The sequence below is a fragment of the Agrobacterium sp. fls2-241-TYG-188a genome, from assembly GCF_030209845.1.
Map to the genome: position 1 here is coordinate 498920 of NZ_JARVRD010000001.1, position 23710 is coordinate 522629.

Sequence of the window (23710 nt, forward strand, 5' to 3'; positions counted from 1 at the left end):
GCGTTTCGCGCAAGAAACGCGGCCTTTTTCTTGTCTTGCCAGATCATGCATTCAACCGGGGAAATGGTGTGGACGCCACGATTGCAACTTTTCTAATTCAGGACGGCGTGACCAACGGCGCGATCTATGCGCTTTTGGGACTGGCGCTTGTTCTGGTTTTTGCGGTGACGCGCATCATTTTCATCCCGCAGGGAGAATTTGTTGCCTATGGCGCTCTCTCTCTGGCGCTTCTGGACGAGGGCAAGGTCCCGGGAACCGCGCCAATGTTGGTGGCCTTCGGCGCGGCAGCGTTGTTGCTTGACCTGTGGCAGATGCGTCGTGATTTCCAACTGTCATCGCTGGTTCGGGCTCTAGCGGCCAATGTCGCTGTCCCCGTTGCGATCTATGCACTTTTGGCGCTGACTGCGCCGTTGGAATTGCCATCCCTGCTTCGTGCCGCGCTTGCCGTTCTGCTTATTGCGCCCATGGGTTATTATATCTACCGCATCGTCTACCGTCCTCTCGTCGACGCGTCTGTGCTGGTTCTTTTGATTGCCTCGCTGGGTGTCCATCTCGTGATGATGGGGCTTGGACTTGTGTTCTTCGGACCGGAGGGACTGCGCGCGCGCCCGCTGTCGGAAGACAGCTTCATGCTGGGCCCGTTGAACGTAACGATACAAAGCCTGTGGATTTACGCCGTTACCATCATCATCATTGTCGGGCTCTACCTTTTCTTCGAGAAAACCCTGCTCGGTAAGGCGTTGCGGGCAACCGCCGTAAACCGGTTGGGGGCAAGGCTTGTTGGAGTGCGAACGCAATTGACCGGGGTCACCGCACTTGTCCTTGCGGCAATCATCGGCGCTGTTTCCGGCGTCCTGATCGCACCGGTCACCACGATTTATTACGACACAGGGTTCCTGATCGGGCTCAAAGGCTTTGTCGCGGCAATACTGGGCGGACTGGGCAATTTTCCTGTCACTGCCATCGCCGCGATCGGCGTGGGGTTGGTCGAGGCATTCGCCTCGTTTTTTGCCAGCGCCTACAAGGAGGTCATCGTGTTTGGGCTGATTATACCTGTTCTGGTGTGGCTTTCATTCGGTGCCAGCCACCATGAGGAGGATTGATCAATGAGCAACCGCCTCCCTATACTCCCAATCATTGGCCTGCTTGTCGTGGCAGCCTTTCCGCTTTTGCCGGTGCCACCGTTCTGGCTCACCCTGGTCAACAACATCGGGCTTGCGTCGCTGGTGGCTATCGGCCTTGTGCTGCTGACCGGTGTCGGCGGGCTCACCTCTTTCGGTCAGGCCGCATTTTGCGGTTTCGGGGCCTATACAACTGCGGTCTTGACGACGGCCTATGGCGTGTCTCCGTGGCTTACCCTGCCGCTGTCCCTTCTCATGGGCGCGGTCATGGCGCTGCTGCTTGGCTTCATCACCGTGCGCCTTTCAGGCCATTTCCTGCCGCTCGGCACCATCGCCTGGGGTTTGGCGCTATACTACCTGTTCGGAAAGATCGAAATTCTGGGACAGTATGACGGCATCACCGCCATCCCGCCACTGTCGGTGGCCGGATATGCCTTTATCAGCAGCCAATCCATATTTTACGTCATCTGGGGCTTTGTCATTCTCACAGCCATCGGCGCGACGAACCTCCTGGACTCTCGCGTGGGACGCGCCATCCGGGCGCTGCGAGGCGGTGCCCAGGCGGCAGAAGCCTTCGGCGTCAATATTGTCCGTGCAAAACTGACCGTTTTCGTTTTTGCCGGTGTTCTCGCAGCCCTCTCCGGTTGGCTCTATGCTCACATGCAGCGATCCGTCAATCCAACACCATTCGGCTTGAGCATGGGCATCGAATATCTGCTGATGGCCGTTGTCGGCGGCGCGGGTCACGTCTGGGGCGCTGTCTTTGGCTCAGCGGTGCTGCTTGTTCTAAAGGAAGTTTTGCAGCGTTTCCTGCCCGATCTCGTCGGTACGACAACCAATGTCGAGATGGTCGTTTTCGGCATCCTGCTTGTCGTCATCCTCCAGGTGGCGCGTGAGGGTTTGTGGCCGCTTTTGACCCGCTGGGTCGGCGTCAAGGTTCGCGAGCGTCAAATATCGAAAAACGCGCGTGCTCTGGATCGCCGCGCCTTGCCGCAGCGAGGAGGTCCTCTGCTTTCCGTCGAGACTGCAAGGAAAGAATTTGGCGGATTGGTCGCCGTCAATGATGTCAGTTTTCGTGTCAGGGCGGGTGAGGTCGTCGGCCTGATCGGCCCCAACGGAGCCGGGAAAAGCACGACATTCAACCTGATCACCGGACTTCTCGGCTTGACGAAGGGCGCTGTGACCTATCAGGGGCAGGCGATTTCGGGGTTGAACCCGCGCGACATCGCACGTTTCGGCATTGCCCGTACCTTCCAGCATGCGAAAATCCTGCCTGACATGTCCGTGCTGGAAAACGTGGCTCTCGGCGCGCATCTGCGTGGGTCGGCAGGCGTGGTGCGCAGCATGCTGCGGCTGGAGCGGGCTGAAGAGGCCACGCTGCTTGCCGAGGCCGCAAGACAGGTCGAGCGGGTGGGTTTAGGCCCGCTGCTGCACAGACCCGCCGGGGATCTTGCCCTTGGTCAGATACGCATTCTGGAAATTGCGAGAGCGCTTGCTGCCGATCCGGCTCTGGTTCTGCTCGACGAGCCCGCAGCCGGCTTGCGACACGCTGAAAAACAGGAGCTTTCCGCACTGCTGTCGAAACTGCGCGAGGAGGGCGTAAGCGTCTTGCTCGTTGAACACGATATGGGTTTTGTGATGGGACTGGTCGATCAACTTGTGGTTCTGGATTTCGGCACACTGATTGCAGATGGAAAACCGCAGGACGTGAGAAATCACCCGGCCGTCATCGCTGCCTATCTTGGAGGTTCGGCATGACCAGTTCTCTGTTGGACATGAAAGACATCCGCGTATCCTATGGTCACGCCGAGGTTGTACAGGGCGTTTCACTGACGATGACGAGCGGGAGTATCGTCACGGTGATCGGCGCCAATGGCGCAGGAAAGACGACCCTGCTCAACGCCGCCATGGGCGTAATCCCCAGCAGCGGCACCATCCTTTATGACGGAAAGCCGGTTCCTGGGTCGGTCGAGGCACGCGTCGCATCGGGTTTTTGTCTGGTGCCGGAGCGTCGCGAACTTTTTTCCACAATGACTGTGGAGGACAATATCGAACTGGGCGGCTTTCTGCGCAGCCGGGCCGAGCGTGCCGAGACGAGTGCCGAACTTTACGAGCGTTTTCCAAGGCTTGCCGAACGCCGCAAACAGCTCGCCGGAACGCTTTCTGGCGGGGAGCGGCAGATGCTGGCGCTGGCCCGTGCCCTGATGAGCAGGCCGAGATTGCTCCTGCTGGATGAGCCTAGCCTAGGACTCGCGCCGAGGATCGTTGCCGATATCCTCAGGATTGTCTCCGAATTGCGCGACAGCGGCGTTTCAATCTTGCTCGTGGAGCAGAATGCCCGCGCTGCACTGGAGATTGCCGACTTCGGCTACCTCATGGAGTTGGGTGAAGTAAAGCTGTCGGGCACCGCGTCCGATTTGGCCAATAATCCGGCACTCATGGAAAGCTACCTTGGAACGGCAAATGCCGGGTGAACGGCATTTGTCATCAGCCATGATGCCGACGCGTCAGTGCTCTCAGGCGCTCACGCCCAATCGCGACCGTTTGAATGACTGGGCGGCTTGCGCTGCAACGCCAAGCGCCGCAAATGGCCTTCTCTTCACGTTTCGATATATTTCGTCATTTTAAATGACTTTCCATTCGTCGCTCCAGCGTTCATGAAGTACTCAGCAAATGTCGGGTACCTGCCCGATGCCAACTTATCTGAAGAACTGAGCACATGAAAAAACCGATCGCGCTGGAGAATATCTCCGAAAACACAGTGTTTCGAAAAGGCGATGTCTTTGTTCTGTTTGGCGAATTGTTCGGTCGCGGCTACGCAACCGGTCTTCTCGACCAGGCACGGAAAGCCGGAATGCAGATCGTGGGAATCACGGTCGGACGTCGTGATGAAAACAACGCGCTTCGTCCGCTGACTGCCGATGAACTCTCCGAGGCAGAGCAGAGACTGGGCGGAACCATCATCAATATTCCCGTGATGGCCGGCTTTGATCTCGATGCGCCAGCCGGTGGACCCACGCCGACGGATCTTCTTGCAGGTCTGACGCTGGAAAGCTGGGAACGCGAGAAGTTCGATTGGGATTACATCGATCAGTGTCAGGCTGTCGCAACGGACCGGTTCACTTCCTCTGTCACCAAGGTCGTGTCCGTTCTGGACGGGATGATTGAAGGCGGTCGCAATGTCTTCTTCGCCCACACGATGGCGGGTGGCATTCCCAAAGCGAAGGTTTTCCTCGTCGTTGCAAATCGCATCTACAAGGGCACCGGCGCACGCCACATGTCATCACAGGCGCTCATCGATAGCGATATGGGGAAACTCATTCTTCGCAACTTCGATGAGGTCTCTGCAAACACGTTCCGCCACCTCATCGATTTGAGTGCCGGTATTCGTGAACGCGTGGAAGCCGCTGGTGGTCAGGTGCGCTATACGGCCTATGGCTACCACGGCACGGGCATCCTCATTGGCGGTGAATACCGCTGGCAGACTTACACCAACTATACGCAGGGCTATGCCAAGATGCGGCTGGAGGGGATTGCCGAGGACGCATGGTCGAAGGGCGTGAAGGCGAGCGTCTATAACTGCCCTGAAATCCGTACGAACTCTTCCGATGTCTTCACAGGCATCGAGCTTCCACTCATCCCACTCCTGCTTGCCTTGAAAAAGGAAGGCGGCGGTGCCTGGGCCGATGCTCAGTGGAAGTCTTGCGAGGCTTTGCTTGGCGAAGGCCATACGCTGGATGAGGTCATGAAGAAGATCAGCACGCTGCAGGCCAGCGATGTCATGGTTCCGTTCTATGATTTCTCAGCATGGCCAATGCCGAACAGCCAGGCGCAGGCTGATCTCACCATTGGCACGTCCAATGAGATCACAGCCATGCATCGCGACAACAAGGCCATGATCAGCGACCATTTGAGTGCGTTGGTGGTTGAGGCGACAGGTCGGCTTATCTTCGGTGCCTCGTCCAATCCTCAGACTCCGGTGCAATGGCTCAACCATGACGTTGTCGCGCGTTGTCTCAACAGCGCCCATGCAGACATGCCGGCAGAAGGCGCCAATTCATCGTCTGCCCGGTTGCAGGTCGCCTGAAAAGATTTGCTGAAGTGAAAAGATGACTTTGGGAGTTGTTCGGCCTTTTAGGTTGTGCAGCTCCCAATTTGTTTTTTGCACTTGGTCAAATTCGGGATGTTTTAGACTTTGTTTTCTATGTCGACTATTGGTTGGGCCGCTGTGCGCTTTAACTGAAGCTTTTAAAGTGTCAGTTAAGGCATCGACTTCTATGGTCTTGCAACTACGGAAAAAGGTTGCAGGCCAAAGATGGTCGATGATGCGGACAGGTTTGAGAGGGAGGCTGGCGAGCAAATTGCCGGTCAGGGTCGTCTTGTTTGGTATCATTCCCTTTTCTGGAAAATAAATGTCTTTCTCGTTTCCAGTGTCGTGCTTGCCTATGTCGTGGGCGCAACGATCGGCTGGGTCATGGTCGAGCGCGATTCTCTTGAGCAGTGGCGCAGGCAGGCGGCACAGAATGCTCAGGTCACCAGCTCTGCCATTCGTTCCATTTACACCTTCATAGCGATCGACAGCGCCGATGATGGCCAGATCACCAAGATCATCAGCGAGAGGCCCATCGGCGACGATGCGTCTATTCTGGACACGGGTTTCAACCCATCTGATGTGCTGGGCCTTGCGGCTTCGCAGACCAAGAACAACATCTGGCTGTTCCAGAAAACGCCCGGCCCTGAGGCCTTCACAAGCTCTGCAGAAGCGTTCGGTTCAAGCAATGGACTTGCACTGTCGCTTCCCGCCAGCGCAGATCCGTCTCTCTTCTTCGTTGGATTTGCTGATGTCGGTGACGTCACACATTTCGTCGCCTATGTTCCGGTGATCAATCTTATCGGTGAACTGCAAGGGGCCTTGGTCACGACAATTGGTGAGGCGGATGCCTTGCAGGAGAGCCAAAACAAGCTTCTGCGGAATTCCTTTTTGCTGCTGCTGACAATCCTCATCCTCACGGGTGTTACGGTCACGCTCATCATGCGCAAGGTCTTCAGGCCGGTTCCCGATCTCATTGGTGCGTTGAGCCGTATTGCGCGTGATGATACGCGCTCGGTCACGCCATTTCAGGATCGCCATGATGAAATCGGTCATTTTGCAGTCGCCATTGAGACGCTGCGAGAGGCTGTTGTGGAGCGCGAGCATCTGCGTCAGGTGCGGGACGTTGCAAAGCATATGGAACACCTGGCGCATCACGATGCCCTGACCGGATTGCCAAACAGGACCTTCTTCAACAAGAAGCTTGAGGAAATGATAGCGAAATCTCGGGAAACCAGCTTTCGCTTCAATCTCATGGTCCTGGATCTAGACCGTTTCAAATCCATCAATGATGGCCTAGGGCACGCGAGTGGAGATGCACTGCTCGTTTCCTTTGCGGAACGTCTGCTTTTGCTGATGAAGCCGGGCGATATCGCGGCGCGATTGGGCGGGGATGAATTCGCGATTCTGCAGATCGTTCGCAAGGATTCGCTGGTTGAAGCAAGCAAGCTTGCTTCGGCGATTATCCGATCCGTCGGCAGACCTTTCATCTTGCTGGGACGCGAGGTCACTGTCGGAACAAGTCTTGGCATCTGCACGGAAACATCATTTGATCTGGATATTTCGGAACCGTTGAAACGGGCGGATATTGCGCTTTACGCGGCAAAGTCCGAAGGGCGGGGAACATTCCGGTTTTTCAAACAGGGCATGGAGATGTCCGGCGAGCGCGGCCATGTTTTGCAGCATGATCTGGACGCAGCCTTGCGAGATGGGCAATTCGAACTGCACTATCAACCGATCTTCTCGGTTGATAGCCTCGAACCTGCGGGTTTTGAAGCGCTGTTGAGATGGCGTCACCCGCAACTTGGCTGGGTTTCTCCGGCAGACTTCGTTCCTGTCGCCGAAAAAACCGGACAGATCGTTCAGATTGGCGAATGGGTTTTGAACAAAGCCTGCTCAGATATTGCGCGGCTACCGACAGATACGTTTCTGGCGGTCAATGTTTCCCCCCTCCAACTGCAGCAGGGCGATTTTCCCAGGAAATTAAAATCCCTTTTGGCCACTCATGGGGTGCCGCCAAGCCGCCTTGAACTGGAACTGACCGAAAGCGAGAGAATTTGCGCTGGCGAATGCGAAGAAACCCTTGAAGCGCTTTATTCCATGGGTGTCGGCTTCGCACTGGATGATTTCGGGACGGGCTATTCGGGCATCAGTTACCTGCTTTCACTGCCCGTTACCAAAATCAAGATTGATCGCAGCTTCGTCATGGATGTGGAATATCGAGCCGACAGCCGGATCGTGATCCAAAATCTTCTGAGGCTTGCGAACGGTCTAGGCCTGAAGACCACTGCTGAGGGTATCGAAACTGAAAACCAGCTCGAATTCCTGAAGGAATCAGGTTGCGGGTTGGCTCAGGGTTATCTCCTCGGTCGTCCGTCCAAAATAGAAGACATTCAGAATACTTATAGCAATCTTTATCCCCGGAAGGTGTCATAACGAGGAGCATTTAACGTGCATTATCTTCCACTTAGGCGTCTTAAATCGATTTGTTCAAGTCTCGCATATGGCAGCTTGCTGTCCGCTTTTTTTCTCACCGCTTTTACGACGGCCTCATCTGCCCAAGATACGGACACGTTGGCCAAGATCGCCCGCACCAAAACGATAACCATTGGATATCGGGAAGACGAAGTTCCCTTCGCTTACAAATCGTCTGACGGTTCGGCTGTCGGCTACTCGGTAGACCTGTGCAATCTGATAGCGGAGCACGTGCGCGCGCAACTCAAGCTCGATACGTTGAACATCAACTATGCCGTCGCCACGCCAGCGACCCGTTTTCTGCTTGTGAAGTCCGGAAAGATCGATCTGGAATGCAGCGCTACCACCAACAACGCCGAGCGACGTGAGCAGGTGTCCTTTTCCTACCCACATTTCATCACGGCCACACGTTTCGTCGCGAAAAAGGCAAGCGGCCTGCAAAGCATCAAGGATCTTGCAGGCAGAACCGTGGCATCAACGACAGGCACTGTTAATGTCGAGCAACTGCAGGATCTCAATCGGGCGGACAAGCTCAATATTTCCGTTTTGCTTGCACGCCAGAATTCGGATGGTTTTGCTTTCGTGGAGAATGACAAGGCATCTGCATTCGTGATGGACGGCGTCCTCCTGGCGGCACAGGTGGCCTTCTCCAAAGCACCGGATGCTTACGTCATTTCAGCAGATACATTCGGGCCTCCAGAGCCATATGGAATTCTGATGCGCAAGGACGATGCTGCGTTCAAATCAATCGTCAATGACGCATTGAAGACCATATTCGTGAGCGGGCAGATCGATCAGATCTATGAAAAATGGTTCATGTCGCCCTTGCCGCAGGATGGTCGCAACTTCAATTTGCCGATGTCGGCAGAACTCAAGGCTGCCTTTCGCGAGCCTGCGGAGTATCTACAATGAGACAGGCACTCTCCATATTTCTTATGGTCTGCGCCTTGGGCCTGGCTGTCTCAGTTGAGGCCATCGCTGCGGATTTCACGACGCCAACCTTGCAACGCATCAAGGAAACGGGGAAAATCAGGATCGGATATGGACAGACCGCGCCATTCTCCTTTCCCTCAGGCAATGGCGAGGTGATGGGTTATTCGATTGATCTGTGTCGTCGCGTTGCGGAGAAACTGCGTGCGCGGTTGAACATGGATTCGATCGAGATCGAGTTTCTACCAAGAACCCCCAGCAATCGCATACAATTGTTGAAAGAGGGCACGATCGACATCGAGTGCAATTCCAGCACAAATACTGCCGAGCGGCGCAAAAGCGTCATCTTTGCCGTCAGCCACTTCTACGGTGCCACCCGCTATGTCTCGCTTGCGAAGAACAATCTCAAAACGCTTGCAGACTTGAAGGGCCGTTCTGTCAGTGTGGCTCTTGGAACTGTCAATGTCAGTGAGATCAACGAAGCAAATCGTTCCAAAAGGCTCAATATCTCGGTCGTGCCGGTAGAATCGCTACAGGCGGCCTTTGACATGGTGGCTGATGGGCAGGTGTCTGCCTTTGCGATGGATGAAGTCCTGCTGAGCACAATGATCGCGCGATCAGCACATCCGGACGACTACGCTATCTCGGATGAATTCGTGACAGAGCTGCAGCCCATTGGTTTTATGATGCGGCTGGGTGATACCGAATTTGCGGCCGCGGTAAACGAAGCCCTCGGTGAGATCTACAGAAGCCCGGAGATGGTCGATATCTACAACAAGTGGTTCGAGCAACCTGTTCCAGCGCTCGGAGTAAAGCTTGGAATTCCAATGAGCGACGTTCTCAAGCAGGCATTGGCAGATCCAAAGCCAATTGAGTAAGGGCGGGTTTTACATGGTGATGCATTTGGGAAGCAGCCGAAGCGGCCTCCCAAATGCGGCGGTGTGAAACTCAGGCCTTTTCAAGTGCAATGGCGATGCCTTGACCAACGCCAATGCACATGGTGGCCAGAGCCTTGCTTTTGCCGGTCAAAGACAGCTCCAGAGCTGCGGTGCCTGCTATGCGGGCCCCGCTCATGCCAAGCGGATGACCAAGCGCGATCGCACCGCCATTGATGTTGGCGCGTGCGTCGTCGTCGGCAATACCGAGCTGGCGAAGCGTCGCCAACCCTTGCGAGGCAAAAGCTTCGTTCAACTCGATGATGTCGAGTGCGTCTGCGGTCCAACCCAGACGGTCCAGAAGTTTCTGTGAAGCCGGAGCAGGACCGATGCCCATGACGCGCGGTGGTACGCCAGCCGTCGCGCCGCCGGAAATTCTGGCAAGCGGCGTTAGGCCATATTTCTTCACCGCTGCTGCGGACGCAATGATCAGGGCGGCGGCGCCGTCGTTTACACCGGATGCATTACCCGCCGTAACGGTGGCTCCATCCATGCGGTTCACGGGTTTCAATTTGGCCAACGCCTCGACGCTGGTTTCGCGCGGATGCTCATCCTTTGAAACAATGACCGGCTCGCCCTTGCGCTGCGGAATGGTGACAGTGGTGATTTCCTTTGCCAGTCGTCCATTGGCCTGCGCTGCGGCTGCCTTCTGCTGACTCCTGACCGCAAAGGCATCCTGATCTTCACGGGAGACTGCGTAGTCAATTGCAACATTGTCACCCGTTTCCGGCATGGAATCTACGCCGTAGAGGGCCTTCATGGCCGGATTGACGAAGCGCCAACCGATCGTGGTGTCGTAAATTTCGGCATTCCGGGAAAAGGCCGTTTCTGCCTTCGGCATGACGAAGGGTGCCCGGCTCATGCTTTCCACGCCCCCGGCAATCATAAGCTCGGCTTCGCCGGACTTGATGGCGCGGGCGGCGGTGATGACGGCGTCCATTCCAGAGCCGCAAAGCCGGTTCATCGTTGTGCCGGTGATGCCGACGGGAAGCCCGGCGAGCAGAAGGGACATGCGGGCCACATTTCGATTGTCCTCTCCCGCCTGGTTGGCGCAACCGAAGATGACATCGTCGATGGCGTCCCAGTCGATGGAGGCGTTGCGTTCCATCAGCGCCTTTAGCGGAACAGCGCCCAGGTCATCCGCCCGAACGGAGGAGAGGGCACCGCCGAAACGGCCGATGGGAGTGCGAATATAGTCGCAGATAAAAACGTCGGTCATGTATTTACGCCTCAGAGTTCGGGAGCGATAAGATCGGCGACAGCGCCATCGGTGCGGAGCTTTGCACCCGTCATTGCCTGCAAATCCTCAAATGTCATGCCCGGCAATTTCTCCCTCAGCACGAAGTGTCCGTCTTTTACATCAACCACGGCATGGCTGGTGTAGATCCGCGTGATGCAGGCAACACCGGTCAGAGGGAAGGCGCATTTTTCAACCAGCTTCGGCTCGCCCTTCTTCGTCACATGCTCGGTAATGACGAAGACCTGCTTGGCGCCGTGAACCAGATCCATTGCGCCGCCAACGGCGGGCACTCCTTTCGATCCGACGCGCCAATTGGCGAGATCGCCATTCTGCGCAACCTGATAGGCGCCGAGGATGGCAACATCCAGATGACCGCCGCGAACCATCGCGAAACTGTCGGCATGATGGAAGAAAGCTGCACCGGGTTTCAGGGTAACGGCTTTCTTGCCGGCATTGATGAGGTCCCAGTCTTCCTCGCCTTCCGGCGGCGCTTCTCCAAAATTCAGAACGCCGTTTTCGGTATGGAAAATCGCTTCGCGGCCGGGTGGCTGATAGCGGGCAACCATTTCCGGAAAGCCGATCCCCAGATTGACATAGGCACCATCGGCAATGTCCTGCGCTGCACGCCATGCGATCTGTGCGTTGGAAAGCTTGATGTCTTCAAAGGTGTTGAGAGCGATTGTATCGGTCATACGTAGGCCACTCCTGCGCGGATCAGGACTTCTTCCTGCTGTGGATCTGCTATCTCGACGACGCCATCGACGAATATGCCGGGCGTAACCACCTGTTCCGGATCGATTTCGCCGGCGGGCTGAAGCCGGGAAACCTGCGCTATCGTGGTCTTGGCGGCCATGCACATCAGCGGATTGAAGTTGCGACCGGCCTTTCGGTAGGTCAGGTTGCCGTGAGTGTCGCCCAAATGCGCCTTCACGATCGCAAAATCCGCTTTGAGCCAGCGCTCCTGCACGTAAGGCCGACCATCGAATTCGGCAATCGGCTTGCCTTCGGCAAGCTCGGTACCATAGGCGGTTGGCGTGTAGAAAGCGGGAATTCCAGCGCCGCCTGCACGGATCCGCTCTGCCAGAGTGCCCTGCGGCACCAGTTCCAGTTCGATCTGGCCAGCGAGATAGCGGTCGGTAAAGGCACGTGGATCGGATGAACGCGGGAAGGAGCAAATCATCTTGGCGACCATGCCGGCATCGATCATCGCGGCAATGCCGATACGACCGTTGCCTGCATTGTTGTTGATGACGGTGAGGTTCTTTGATCCCTTGTCGATCAGCGCATGAATGAGTTCGATTGGTGCACCGGAGCCCCCGAAGCCACCAATCATCACCGTTGCGCCGTCACCGATCGCAGAGACAGCATCCGCTGCGCTCTTGATTGTCTTGTCCATGAAGCCCTCCTCGACGGCCCTCTGTCTGCTCAGCATTGGCAAAGAGGTAAAGCGGAACAGCGCTCGACTGCAACTGGTTTGTGCGTTATATAAACTTTGTTCGTATATCGCACATCTGAGAGGCTGAAATGGTGAGTGAACGCGACCTGATGGGTGGACTTGCCAAGGGGCTGAAAGTGATCGAAGCGTTCAGTGCCGAACATCCGCGCCTTTCGATTTCACAGGCTGCAGAGATTGCAGGCCTTGATCGGGCCACCACCCGCCGATGTCTTTTAACCTTGGCGGAGCTTGGCTATGCCGCTTACGACGGCAAATATTTCACCGTCACGCCCAAGGTGCTGCGGCTTGGAACAGGCTGCCTGGCAACCATGCCACTGCCGCGCATCGTCCAGCCCCTGCTGGACGATTTGTCGATACGGATCGAACAAAGCACCTCGGTATCCATCCTAGACGAAACGGAAATAGTCTATGTCGCCCGAGCGGCGCAGCGCAGGGTCATGTCCATTGCCCTCATGCCCGGCTCCCGCCTTCCTGCCTATTGTACCTCCATGGGCCGTGTGGCGCTTGCCGCGCTGGATGCTGAAAAACGCAGAGCCTTGCTGGAAAAGTCTCATCTGGAAGCGCGAACGGAAAGAACGATCACGGACATCGATGCGCTGATGGCCGAGCTTGAGGCGACGAGCGCACGGGGCTACGCCATTATCGATCAGGAAGTCGAGATCGGCCTGCGTTCGATCGCCGTGCCGTTGCAAAACCTGCGTGGGCAAACCGTTGCAGCGTTGAATGTTGGTCTGTCGGTGACCTCGGCCAGCATGGAAGATCTGGTGAACACCTATCTGCCGCCGCTTCTGGCCGTTCAGGCGGATCTGCGCAGAATGCTGGTTTAAGCCTCGGGCGAAGGCGTGGCAGCGAACTTCGATTGCTCCGCGCTGCGCCATGCACCCGGCGTCATGCCTGTTTCCCTGACAAAAAACCTTGAGAAATAGGACGGGTCGACAAATCCCAGACCTGTTGCCACCATCTGCACCGTCGAGACCGTGAAAAGCAGCTCTTGCTGGGCGATTTCCAGCTGTCTTCGGGCGATGAGGCGTTGGAGGCTTGTTCCGCATTGCTGCCTGACGAGGCGGTTGAGGTGCGTCTGAGACATGCCGAGTTGCTGCGCGTAAAAGGCAGCACTCTTGTGGTCCCGAATATGACGCTCGATGAGGTTGAGCAGCATCTCGAACCGATTGCCGTTTCGGTCCGTTCCCGTTTGTTGAGCGGACGCCCTGTCGATCCGACAGAGATGCGCGATGAGGCTTGCAATCTGTCCCTCAATCATGGCGTCCCGGGCCAGACGATTGCCCGCAAATTCCTGGGAGATCAGTTCACAAGCCTTGACGACATCTCCAAGTGCATCATGGCCTTCAAGCGGGATGAGAACCGGGCGCGCCAGATGCTGGCGCGTGACCGTCTGCAACAGGGTCGATAGCGCAGAGGGGATAAGCGTGATGATGAGGCCCGCTATGTCCCGGGAAAAGCGGAACCCATGTTCGAAGCCCGGCGGCACGATGATGACGGCTGGCGGCTGAATGGGCGTTACTGCGCCTTCCAGAGTGGCATCACCATCTCCACCCGAAATATAGAGTATCTGGAGGAAGCTCTCATGCCTGTGCAGGCCAATTTCGAAGCGGTGCAGACTGCTGCGTGAGAACAGGGTTTCGCAGTGAAAACGGAACAGGCTCTGTGGTCCGGTACTCTCACCATAGAGCTTGTCTCTGGACATTTGCGCTACCCTGCACTTCAAATCATGGTCGGATAGTGCAATTTCTGCTCTGAAATGTCCATTGAAACCACGCTCCGTGGCCGTCATTTCTGCTCCCGGGAGTGTTGTGCAGGAGGGTTTAATGCGCACGAAAGTCGTTATCATCGGTTCCGGCCCGTCGGGTCTGCTGTTGGGTCAGATCCTGACCCGCGCTGGAGTCAGCAACGTCATCATTGATCGCGTCGGCAAGGAATACATTCTCGGGAGAGTTCGCGCCGGGGTGCTGGAAGAGGGGCTGGTCAAGCTTCTTGAAAATGCCGGCGTCGCAGACAGGCTCCATAAGGAAGGCCTGCCGCATGACGGCTTCTCGCTGGCCTTTGACGGTCGCGATCACCGCATTGATCTCTTTGATCTGACAGGCGGACAGCGTGTCATGGTGTACGGCCAGACGGAAGTGACCCACGACCTGATGGACGCCCGTGAGCGTGATGGCTCATTGACCATTTATGATGCGGAAAACGTTCAGCCGCATGATTTTTCCGGCAAGAAGTCCTATGTCACCTATCAGAAGGACGGCGTAACGCATCGCATCGATTGTGATTTCATCGCGGGTTGCGATGGCTTCCACGGTGTCAGCCGGAAAGCTGTCCCACAGGGTGCCATTCGTGAATATGAGCGTGTCTATCCCTTCGGTTGGCTGGGTATTCTGGCAGAGGTGCCGCCGGTCAATCATGAACTGATCTATGCGAACCATCCGCGCGGATTTGCTCTGTGTTCCATGCGCTCCAACACGCGCAGCCGCTATTACGTGCAGTGCCCTCTGGATGACAAGATCGAGGACTGGAGCGACGACCGCTTCTGGGACGAGATCCGGCGTCGCCTGCCAGCGCATCATGCAGAGGCAATGAAGACCGCGCCATCCTTCGAAAAGTCGATCGCGCCTCTGCGTTCCTTCGTTGCAGAACCCATGCGGTTCGGAAGCCTGTTCCTTGCCGGAGATGCAGCGCATATCGTACCGCCCACCGGTGCAAAGGGTCTCAACCTCGCCGCCAGTGACGTTCACTATCTCAGCCAGGGCTTGATCGAATATTACAATGAAGGCTCGCAGGCCGGACTTGATGCCTATTCGGGACGGGCATTGGACAGAGTGTGGAAAGCGGTTCGCTTCTCCTGGTGGATGACGACGATGATGCACCGTTTCCCGGATACGGGCGACTTCGGCCAGAAGATCCAGGAAGCCGAACTCGATTACCTCGTGCATTCCCGTGCCGCAGCGACGTCGCTGGCCGAAAACTATGTGGGTCTGCCCTACTAGGTTTTTGCGGATGCAAGCGATTCCGCGGTTTCGCGGATCGTTTGCATCAACAGAAGAAGCGGAAGCGATGGTTGCGTATCGGCGCGCATGGTCAGGCCGACTGGGCCGCTTGTGTCGCCCGTGTCGAGCGGTAGAACCACGAGCGTGCCATCGGCAATATCTGCAGCCACGACGCCTTCTGAAATAATCCAGATGGCGTCGCTGTTTCGCAAGAACGCCCTGCCAAACGCATCGGATACGGTTTCAATGCGTTTCGGCAAGGCGCCCACCCCGCGGGCGATCAGAAATTGCTCGACGACCGGGCCGATGACGGAGTTGCGCGTCGGCGTCAAAATCGGAAACTCGCTCAGCCTTTCGTAGATAGCTGTTCCTTCGCGCAACAGTGGATGGTTGGCGCGGACGACGAAGCGTACTTTTTCGGAATAGAGATGTTCGAAGGAAAAGCCGGTCATTTTTTCAGGCGCGGCCAGACGTCCAACAACGAGGTCGAGTTCTCCCACCCGCAATTGTTCGAGCAAAACCGCGTTTTCGCCCGTGACAATCTTGACCGTGCTGCCCGTATCTTCCCGCAGGAAAGTGCTCATCACGTCAGGCATGATCCTGACGGATACGGTCGGGAGCGCGCCTATCCGGACGGGTGTCCCGGTATTTGCAGCATCTTGCGACACGGAATCGACCGCCTGTCTCAAGGCGGTCATCGTCGCACCGGCGTGCTTGAGAAAGATTTCGCCGTAACGGCTCAGCTTGATACTCCGGCCGTCGCGCTCGAAAAGTGCCACTCCAAGCACGTCTTCCAGTTCCCTGATGGTCTTCGTCACAGCCGGTTGGCTTATATGCAAGGATGCAGCGGCCCTGACGACGCTTTTCTGTCGCGCGATCTCGACGAAAGTCTGGATATGACGAAATTTGACCCGGGTATCGACCATATTTTATAATCTGTGAGTTATGGATGATTGCAATAATCTCATTTTACTTAACCGGATCGACATTGCAATATCGTTGTCAGGAGGAAGCGCCATGCAATTTCTGATGTCTGGCTCTCAGACTATTCATTACAAGACAGTCGGCCTTGATGGCAAAAGACCCGTCATTGTCTTCATCAATTCTCTCGGTACGGATTTCCGCATCTGGGAGCAGGTGATGGCGGAACTTGGCGATTCATACGCCTATGTCCTGCACGACAAGCGCGGGCATGGCCTGTCGGATACCGGAAATACGCCTTACAGCATCGATGATTACGTTGATGATATCGAAGCCTTGCTGGCGCATCTGTCCGTGCGACGTGCCATTATATGGGGCCTGTCCATCGGAGGGTTGATCGCGCAGCGGCTATGCGACCGTCGATCCGACCTGGTAAGCGCGCTCGTGCTCAGCAATACCGCGCACAAGATTGGCACTCCTGCGATGTGGAATGACCGTATCGCCAAGGTTGAGCAGGACGGACTCTTCGCCATGGTCGACGGTGTCATGGAGCGGTGGTTCACTCCGGCTTTCCGCTCGCCAGACAATGCCGCCTATCTGGGCGCGAAAAACATGCTCGCCCGTCAGGATGCCCGGGGCTATGCGGGAAGCTGTGCTGCCATTCGCGACGCCGATTATACTCAGGTCGTCGCGGCATTCGATGTGCCGACCCTTTGCGTTGCCGGTGATGGCGACGGGTCTACGCCCCCGGAGCTTGTTGCAACGCTTTCCTCGCTCATTCCCGGCAGTCGGTTGGAGATCATCGAGGGCTGCGGTCACATTCCCTGTGTCGAGCAGCCTTGCGCCTATGCGGCTGCCGTCCATACATTCCTGAAATCATTGCCGGAGCTTTGACCCATGGCCGATGCCAACAAGACAAACAGGTTCGAGGGCGGGATGAAGACCCGTCGTGAGGTCCTTGGAAATGCCCATGTGGATCGCGCGCAGGCTGCCTCGACACCCTTCGACCAACCGTTTCAAACGCTGATCACCGAGTCCGCATGGGGTACAGTCTGGGCAGGGAGCCACTGGACCAAGCGAGAGCGTTCGATGGTCACCATCGCACTGCTTGCCGCGCTCGGACATGATGAGGAGGTGGCCATGCATGTTCGTGCCACCGCAAACACCGGCGCGACCGAAGAAGATATTCGCGAAGCTTTGATGCATGTCGCGATATATGCGGGTGTTCCCGCAGCCAACCACGCTTTCAAGATTGCGAAGAACGCACTCGCCGAGATGCGAGCCGCCTCTCCGCGTGAGGAGGAGAAGAAATGACCAACAGACCGCCAGAAACCGGACCATTTTTTGCCAGAGATCGCAGCATTCACCCGCCAGCCTATGCCCCGGCGTATAAAACCTCGATCCTGCGGTCGCCGCAGCGGGCGCTGATCTCGCTGGAAGGAACGAAGAGCGAAATTACCGGCCCAGTCTTCGGCCACAATATGCTCAATCCCTTGGATAACGACCTTATCCTCAATTACGCCCGTCCGGGTGAAATGCCTATCGGACCCAGAATCCTCGTACACGGACGTGTTCTGGACGAACGGGGCAGGGGTGTCGATGGGGCGCTGGTTGAGTTCTGGCAGGCGAATGCCGGCGGACGCTACCGTCACAAAAAGGAAACCTATCTGGCTGCCGTCGATCCGAATTTCGGTGGCGTAGGTCGAACGATCACCGATGCCGATGGCAATTACTGGTTCAAGACGATTTTGCCTGGTGCCTATCCATGGCCCAATGGTGTCAATGACTGGCGCCCGGCGCATATTCACTTTTCCATTTTCGGTCACGGTTTTGCCCAGCGTTTGATCACGCAGATGTATTTCGAGGGTGACCCGATGATCTGGCAGTGTCTAATTGTGAAAACGATCCCGGACAAGGCGGCCATTGAGCGGCTGGTCGCTGCTCTTGACATGAACGCGGCCCTTCCGATGGACATGCGCGCCTACAAATTCGACATTGTTCTGAGGGGACGCCGTTCCACCCTGTTTGAAAATCGCATGGAGGGCAACTGAGATGGTTCAACCGCTTCACTACCTTAAGGAAAGCGCTTCCCAGACCGCTGGTCCCTATGTCCACATCGGTTGCACGCCGAATTTTGTGGGTATCGAAGGCATCTTCTCGGAGGATCTGGGTTCCGGCGCGCTCTACAATGCCAATGCAAAGGGCGAGCGGATCTCCATCCGTGGCACCGTTTACGATGGGGGCGGCAATCCTCTCAAGGACGCTTTGATCGAAATCTGGCAAGCGGACGCGCAGGGTCTCTATAACAGCCCTAGCGAAACGCGTGGCGCTGCCGATCCAAATTTCAGGGGCTGGGGCCGCTCGCCGGGCAACATGGATACCGGTGAGTTCATCTTCGAGACGATCAAGCCTGGAAAAGTGCCGTTCAATAATGGCGAGTGGATGGCTCCGCACATCACCTTCTGGGTCGTGGCACGTGGCATCAATATCGGCCTTCAGACCCGCATGTATTTTCCGGAAGAGGCGGACGCAAATGCTGTCGATCCGGTTCTGGCCCGGGTGGAGCATAAACCAAGGCTTGCAACCTTGATCGCGAAGAAGGAAGAAGGAAACATCTATCGCTTCGACATCCATCTTCAGGGTGATGCCGAGACAGTCTTCTTCGATATTTGAGATCAAAATGAGCTTTTCCCCTTTTGAACATCCGGTGCTGGGCGGCCTTTTCGGTGATGTGGAGATCGCAGAACTGTTCTCTGCAGAGGCCGACGTTGCGGCAATGCTGCGGTTTGAAACCGCACTTGCCGCCGCGCAGGCGTCAGCCGGCATCATTTCAGAAGGGGAGGCGGCCAGTATTTCTCAAGGACTGGCCAAGGTTGATATCGATTACGCCGCGTTGCGAAACGGCGTAGCGAAAGATGGTGTCGTCATTCCCGAGCTTGTTCGCCAATTGCGGGCAGCCGTCGAAAAAACTGTCGCACCAAAGGTGCATTTCGGCGCAACCAGTCAGGATGTCATCGATACGAGCCTGATGCTGCGCCTCAAGGCTGCCGCGTTCATCCTCGGCACACGGCTGTCGTCCTGCATCGCCGGCATGGAGGGGCTGATCAAACGCGACGGCTCCAAGCCCTTGATGGGCTATACAAGAATGCAGGCAGCAATACCGATTACGGTTGCGGACAGGGTCGTCAGCTGGCAGGCGCCGCTGTGCCGACATGAAGAGCGGCTGCATCTGCTCCTGGAAAAGAACTTCGCAATCCAGCTGGGTGGCGCTGCAGGAACACTGGATTCCCTGGGTGATAAAGCCGCAGATGTTCGCGCGGAACTCGCCAGAAGGCTTGACCTGGCAGAAAGCGTCCAGTGGCATAGCCAGCGCGATGGCATCGCTGATTTCGCCCATTTTCTGACGCTTGTTACCGGCACGCTTGGCAAGTTCGGTCAGGACATTGCGCTTCTTGCTCAAACCGGCTCCGGCATTCGCCTTTCGGGCGGTGGTGGTTCGTCGGCCATGCCGCACAAGCAAAATCCCGTTGTGGCCGAAACCCTGGTGGCGCTTGCTCGCTTCAACGCGGTGCAGGTTTCTGCAATACATCAAGCCATGGTCCACGAGCAGGAAAGATCCGGTGCGGCGTGGATGCTGGAATGGTTGGTCCTTCCGCAAATGGTGGCCGCTACGGGTAGCGCGCTTCTGTCGGCCGAGCGCCTCATATTGCAGATCGAAGCCCTGGGCAGCTAATCGGCTTCCTCCCACATCTCCAGATTTTTTTAGGAACCATTCTCCAAAGGGCACGTTCATTTGGCAGGAGAGCCACCGTGTCAAACGGACATGATGGCGCTGGAGAACATCAGGATTTTTCCGTTTTCTTCTGATGGCCAACGAAATGGCAGACGAGCTTCTTACCCATCCGGTGCGCTCTCCGACACAAGTTCCTTCCGCCCAAGGAGACCACGATGGAAAAGACCGAAACGCGCAAGCTTGCGGAAGAATATATGCTGCTTGGCGGTACGCGTCAGGTGATGATCGACGATAACAAGACCTTCATCCGCCAATATGAGAACGAACCCGATGAAGCCGAGCGCTTCTGGCAGGAACGTATAGCCAGCCTCGAGCAGGCACGCAGGGAGGATGTCGAATTCTTTCTTCCATCCGTCAATTCAGACGAAGCGAACTGATATTCCAGACAATCAAGCAAAGGAGAAAGCCATGACAGCTATCAACGCTGCTAAAATCGTGATTCTTGCAACAGACGGTTACGAACGTTCCGAACTTCGGGTGCCCTACGAGGAACTGAAGAAGAGGGGGGCTGACGTAAAGATCGCGTCGGTCGAAAACGGCGAAATCAAGAGCTGGGACGAGAAGGACTGGGGCGACAGCATTAAGGTCGATATGTTGGCAAAGGACGTCAACATCGAAGATTTCGACGCCCTGGTACTGCCCGGCGGCCAGATCAACCCCGACGTCTTGCGTGCCAGCGATGACGCCATGCGTGTCGTCCGCCAGTTCGTCAAATCCGGCAAGGTCGTCGCAGCCATCTGCCACGCACCCTGGTTGCTGATTGAAGCTGATGCCGTCAAGGGCCGTCAGGTCACATCCTACGGCTCCATAAAGACTGACGTCATGAATGCCGGCGGTCTGTGGAAGGACGAGAAGGTCGTTACCGACAAGGGCATCATCACTTCGCGCTCCCCAGACGACCTTGATGCATTTGTTGCAAAGATTGTCGAAGAGGTTGAAGAGGGCCGCCACGAGCGCCACGCAGCCTGATCCGGCACAAGAGTTAGAAAGGCCGCCATCCTTTGGCGGCCTTTTTCATGCGTTGGTGGGGGCCATCATGGTGCCTGTTGTTCCATGAGTTCGCGCCCGATCAGCATTCTGCGAATTTCCGATGTGCCCGCGCCGATCTCCATCAGCTTGGCGTCGCGGAACATTCGGCTGACAGGCGTTTCATTCATAAACCCCGTTCCACCCATCGCCTGCACGGCCTGATGCGCGACGACCATCGCCTGTTCCGATGCGTAGAGTACGCAGGCTGCAGCATCCTGTCTGGTTACCCTGCCTGCGTCGCAGGCGCGGGCGACTTCATACATATAGGCACGCGCGGTATTGAGCGCGGTATACATGTCCGCGATTTTGCCCTGCATGAGCTGGAAACTGCCGATGCTCTGCCCAAACTGTTTCCTGCTTTTAAGATAGGGCATGATTTCGTCCAGACAGGCCGCCATGATCCCGGTGCCGATGCCGGAAAGAACGACGCGCTCGTAATCCAGCCCTGACATCAGGACGCGAACGCCCTTGCCCTCTTGGCCAAGGACATTCTCGATGGGGACCTCGACATTGTCGAAAACCAGCTCGGCGGTATTCGACCCGCGCATTCCAAGCTTGTCGAAATGCGGACTGGTCGAAAAACCCTTCATGGTCTTTTCAACGATGAAGGCGGTGATGCCGCGGCTGCCTGCGCCGGGGTCGGTTTTTGCGTAGACCACCAGCGTGTCGGCATCCGGCCCGTTGGTAATCCAGTATTTCGTCCCATTCAGCCGGAAATGATCCCCGTGTTTCTCCGCGCGCAAAGCCATTGAAACCACGTCGGAGCCCGAACCCGCTTCCGACATTGCCAAAGCACCCACATGAGCACCGGAAACCAGCTTGGGAAGATATCGTTGCCTCTGGTCGTCGTTACCGTTGAGTTTGATCTGGTTGACGCAAAGATTTGAGTGCGCGCCATAACTCAGGCTTACTGATGCCGAGGCGCGGGCAATCTCTTCGACAGCGACCGTGTGGGCCAGATATCCCATGTCAGCTCCGCCATAGGCCTCCGGCACCGTTATGCCCAAAAGCCCGAGCTCGCCCATCTCTTCCCAAAGCTCGTGCGGGAAGAGATTTGCCTTGTCTATGCCAGCCGCAAGTGGCTTGACGCGGTCCTGCGCGAAGCGGTGCACCACATCGCGCAGTGCGCCGATGTCTTCACCCAGGTCGAAGCTCATCGCGTTGACGAACATGCATGGTTCCTCCCAGTTTATCGAGCCTACCGATCACTCTCCTCAGTGATCGATCGGCCAGTCGTTGGCGGCAGCGCTCCTGCGGTCCGCCTGCTTATGCTATCCGAAGTGAGTATGAGCTCGAGTTGCCCATTTGTCGCCACCGCCGGGATATATCTAACGTCTGAGCTTACGCGGAATCACGCAAACGTCACTGTTTGAATCGATTATATTCGCCTATCAGAATTCGTTGAACATAATTGAGAGCTATGCAAAAGCGTTTTGCCACTATTTCGCCTTATTTGCGTCACGATTGCGTCCATTTTCTCCCCTCAATCAACCTAATTTACAGACGAGATTAATTTTTCTTCATAAAAATACAGACATTCCTTGTCATTTTGAGTGTGCGTCGCCGCAATTTTATTGCGGTGCACAATGGTCCAATATGCTTAAAATGCGTCCCTTATGTCGCCTTCGCACTGCAAATATGCATGGCTCTATAGAATGCTATAAGATTAAATGAGTTTTAATTGAGCATCGAATACATGCCAAAACCTAAACAAGGTGTGAGGGTTTCGCTGGCACCACGGTGTTGTTCTTCAGTAGATCGGTTTTTATACTGAATTCACTTCTTTTGTGATTATTTCTGGTTGCCTCACCCAAAAGAACTAAGGCGGCACGCCTCACAAAAAATTCAAAAGCACCAAATTGTCGTCACAGCATTGCTATCTGATGATACTCGAAATGACGCGCCCAACGGGTACCGACCATCGCAAAACATAAATGGAGTCCTCTCTATGAAGTCCGCGACTCGATCGGCTGTTTCGCCGCTTAGTAGCTCAGATGAATTCGATGTGAGCTTTCCGATCGGAGGAATCGCTAAACGCAGCTTTGACGTTTCGTCAGCACTGCTAGCACTCCTCGTACTTAGCCCGATCTTTTTGATGATCATGGCTTTGGTTAAATTCACCGACCGCGGTCCGGCCTTTTATGGTCATCGCCGCGTCGGGCATAACGGACGTATGTTCCATTGCCTCAAGTTCCGCACCATGGTGATGAACGGCGATGACGTCCTGCGACACTATCTTGCTGCCAATCCAGAAGCAGCGGAAGAGTGGAAGACGACACGCAAACTCAAGAACGATCCTCGGGTAACATCGATCGGATCTGTCCTGCGCAAGCTGAGCCTGGACGAGCTGCCACAGCTCATCAACATCATTCGTGGTGAGATGAGTGTCGTGGGTCCTCGTCCTGTCGTTGATGAAGAGCTGAACTATTACGAAAGTGCAGCTTCTTATTACCTCAGCACCCGACCGGGCCTGACCGGCCTGTGGCAGATCAGTGGTCGTAACGACGTGTCCTACAAGGAACGCGTGGACTTCGATACGCAATATGTGCGCAACTGGTCCATGATGCAGGACGTGTCCATCATCGTTAAAACCATTCCGGCTGTGTGCATGTCACGCGGCAGCTATTGAACCAAATTCATAGTTCGGCGTTTTGTGGCATTAAGTTATTGCGGCCGCCATTGGGTGGCATTTGCGACCAGCCTTAAAAGCTGGTCGTAAAC

22 protein-coding genes and 1 pseudogene are annotated in these 23710 nt (G+C 56.1%); 17 read left to right on the forward strand and 6 right to left on the reverse strand.

Annotated elements, in window-relative coordinates:
* Positions 1-68 precede the first annotated feature (68 nt).
* From QRN85_RS02130 to QRN85_RS02160, 7 genes and pseudogenes are all read left to right on the forward strand, one after another.
* Complete coding sequence (locus QRN85_RS02130) at positions 69-1103, forward strand: branched-chain amino acid ABC transporter permease (RefSeq protein ID WP_113170254.1); 1035 nt, start codon at positions 69-71, stop codon at positions 1101-1103.
* Between the two features lie 3 nt (positions 1104-1106).
* Positions 1107-2879, forward strand: coding sequence for a branched-chain amino acid ABC transporter ATP-binding protein/permease (locus tag QRN85_RS02135; RefSeq protein WP_112962179.1), 1773 nt, complete (start codon positions 1107-1109; stop codon positions 2877-2879).
* 17 nt (positions 2880-2896) lie between these two features.
* A pseudogene (locus tag QRN85_RS02140) lies at positions 2897-3382 on the forward strand (ABC transporter ATP-binding protein); the annotation flags it as partial.
* 458 nt (positions 3383-3840) lie between these two features.
* Positions 3841-5208: an enoyl ACP reductase FabMG family protein gene (locus tag QRN85_RS02145; RefSeq protein WP_284757076.1), complete on the forward strand. Its 1368-nt coding sequence runs from the start codon at positions 3841-3843 to the stop codon at positions 5206-5208.
* 228 nt (positions 5209-5436) lie between these two features.
* Entirely contained in the window at positions 5437-7647 is a 2211-nt protein-coding gene (locus QRN85_RS02150) for an EAL domain-containing protein (protein ID WP_284757077.1), read from the forward strand.
* Between the two features lie 138 nt (positions 7648-7785).
* The gene (locus tag QRN85_RS02155; protein WP_284757078.1) at positions 7786-8598 is read left to right on the forward strand and encodes an amino acid ABC transporter substrate-binding protein; all 813 of its coding nucleotides are present in this window, start codon (positions 7786-7788) and stop codon (positions 8596-8598) included.
* Positions 8595-9494 carry an amino acid ABC transporter substrate-binding protein gene (locus tag QRN85_RS02160; RefSeq protein WP_284757079.1) on the forward strand — a complete coding sequence of 300 codons (900 nt, stop codon included), beginning with the start codon at positions 8595-8597 and terminating at the stop codon, positions 9492-9494. The genes QRN85_RS02155 and QRN85_RS02160 overlap by 4 nt, the downstream gene beginning before the upstream one ends.
* A 70-nt stretch (positions 9495-9564) precedes the next feature.
* Here the strand turns inward: QRN85_RS02160 and pcaF are convergent, their stop codons facing one another.
* The 3 genes from pcaF to QRN85_RS02175 are packed head-to-tail and all read right to left on the reverse strand — an operon-like array spanning position 9565 to position 12187.
* Positions 9565-10770, reverse strand: coding sequence for a 3-oxoadipyl-CoA thiolase (gene pcaF / locus QRN85_RS02165; protein ID WP_112962183.1), 1206 nt, complete (start codon positions 10768-10770; stop codon positions 9565-9567).
* An 11-nt stretch (positions 10771-10781) separates the two neighbouring features.
* Positions 10782-11483: a CoA transferase subunit B gene (locus tag QRN85_RS02170; protein WP_502870745.1), complete on the reverse strand. Its 702-nt coding sequence runs from the start codon at positions 11481-11483 to the stop codon at positions 10782-10784.
* Positions 11480-12187, reverse strand: coding sequence for a 3-oxoacid CoA-transferase subunit A (locus QRN85_RS02175; protein WP_284757080.1), 708 nt, complete (start codon positions 12185-12187; stop codon positions 11480-11482). Before QRN85_RS02175 ends, QRN85_RS02170 begins: the two co-directional genes overlap by 4 nt.
* 128 nt (positions 12188-12315) lie before the next feature.
* Between QRN85_RS02175 and QRN85_RS02180 the strand changes: the two genes are divergently transcribed.
* The gene (locus tag QRN85_RS02180) at positions 12316-13074 is read left to right on the forward strand and encodes an IclR family transcriptional regulator (protein WP_284757081.1); all 759 of its coding nucleotides are present in this window, start codon (positions 12316-12318) and stop codon (positions 13072-13074) included.
* Here the strand turns inward: QRN85_RS02180 and QRN85_RS02185 are convergent.
* The gene (locus QRN85_RS02185) at positions 13071-13952 is read right to left on the reverse strand and encodes a helix-turn-helix domain-containing protein (protein ID WP_284757082.1); all 882 of its coding nucleotides are present in this window, start codon (positions 13950-13952) and stop codon (positions 13071-13073) included. The genes QRN85_RS02180 and QRN85_RS02185 overlap by 4 nt on opposite strands.
* Before the next feature lie 121 nt (positions 13953-14073).
* On the opposite strand from QRN85_RS02185, the gene pobA reads away from it, so the two are divergent.
* Positions 14074-15246, forward strand: a complete 1173-nt coding sequence (gene pobA, locus QRN85_RS02190; RefSeq protein ID WP_284757083.1) for a 4-hydroxybenzoate 3-monooxygenase — start codon at positions 14074-14076, stop codon at positions 15244-15246.
* Here the strand turns inward: pobA and pcaQ are convergent.
* The gene (gene pcaQ / locus QRN85_RS02195) at positions 15243-16172 is read right to left on the reverse strand and encodes a pca operon transcription factor PcaQ (RefSeq protein WP_284757084.1); all 930 of its coding nucleotides are present in this window, start codon (positions 16170-16172) and stop codon (positions 15243-15245) included. The genes pobA and pcaQ overlap by 4 nt on opposite strands.
* A gap of 91 nt (positions 16173-16263) precedes the next feature.
* On the opposite strand from pcaQ, the gene pcaD reads away from it, so the two are divergent.
* The 7 genes from pcaD (at position 16264) to QRN85_RS02230 (ending at position 20929) form a co-directional block, all read left to right on the forward strand.
* Positions 16264-17061 carry a 3-oxoadipate enol-lactonase gene (pcaD, locus tag QRN85_RS02200; RefSeq protein ID WP_284757085.1) on the forward strand — a complete coding sequence of 266 codons (798 nt, stop codon included), beginning with the start codon at positions 16264-16266 and terminating at the stop codon, positions 17059-17061.
* Positions 17062-17064: 3 nt separating this feature from the next.
* Positions 17065-17481 carry a 4-carboxymuconolactone decarboxylase gene (gene pcaC / locus QRN85_RS02205; protein WP_284757086.1) on the forward strand — a complete coding sequence of 139 codons (417 nt, stop codon included), beginning with the start codon at positions 17065-17067 and terminating at the stop codon, positions 17479-17481.
* Positions 17478-18218 carry a protocatechuate 3,4-dioxygenase subunit beta gene (pcaH, locus tag QRN85_RS02210; RefSeq protein ID WP_284757087.1) on the forward strand — a complete coding sequence of 247 codons (741 nt, stop codon included), beginning with the start codon at positions 17478-17480 and terminating at the stop codon, positions 18216-18218. The genes pcaC and pcaH overlap by 4 nt, the downstream gene beginning before the upstream one ends.
* Position 18219: 1 nt before the next feature.
* On the forward strand, positions 18220-18840 hold the full coding sequence (pcaG, locus tag QRN85_RS02215; protein ID WP_113091862.1) for a protocatechuate 3,4-dioxygenase subunit alpha: 621 nt from the start codon (positions 18220-18222) through the stop codon (positions 18838-18840).
* Between the two features lie 7 nt (positions 18841-18847).
* The gene (locus QRN85_RS02220) at positions 18848-19900 is read left to right on the forward strand and encodes a 3-carboxy-cis,cis-muconate cycloisomerase (RefSeq protein ID WP_284757088.1); all 1053 of its coding nucleotides are present in this window, start codon (positions 18848-18850) and stop codon (positions 19898-19900) included.
* A 215-nt stretch (positions 19901-20115) separates the two neighbouring features.
* Positions 20116-20337: a hypothetical protein gene (locus tag QRN85_RS02225; protein WP_062588141.1), complete on the forward strand. Its 222-nt coding sequence runs from the start codon at positions 20116-20118 to the stop codon at positions 20335-20337.
* Positions 20338-20368: 31 nt separating this feature from the next.
* Positions 20369-20929 carry a DJ-1/PfpI/YhbO family deglycase/protease gene (locus QRN85_RS02230; RefSeq protein WP_284757089.1) on the forward strand — a complete coding sequence of 187 codons (561 nt, stop codon included), beginning with the start codon at positions 20369-20371 and terminating at the stop codon, positions 20927-20929.
* 65 nt (positions 20930-20994) lie between these two features.
* On the opposite strand, the gene QRN85_RS02235 is transcribed toward QRN85_RS02230, so the two are convergent.
* Positions 20995-22161: an isovaleryl-CoA dehydrogenase gene (locus QRN85_RS02235; protein WP_284757090.1), complete on the reverse strand. Its 1167-nt coding sequence runs from the start codon at positions 22159-22161 to the stop codon at positions 20995-20997.
* Between the two features lie 776 nt (positions 22162-22937).
* Here QRN85_RS02235 and QRN85_RS02240 point away from each other — a divergent pair.
* Positions 22938-23618, forward strand: coding sequence for a sugar transferase (locus QRN85_RS02240; RefSeq protein WP_284757091.1), 681 nt, complete (start codon positions 22938-22940; stop codon positions 23616-23618).
* Positions 23619-23710: the final 92 nt, after the last annotated feature.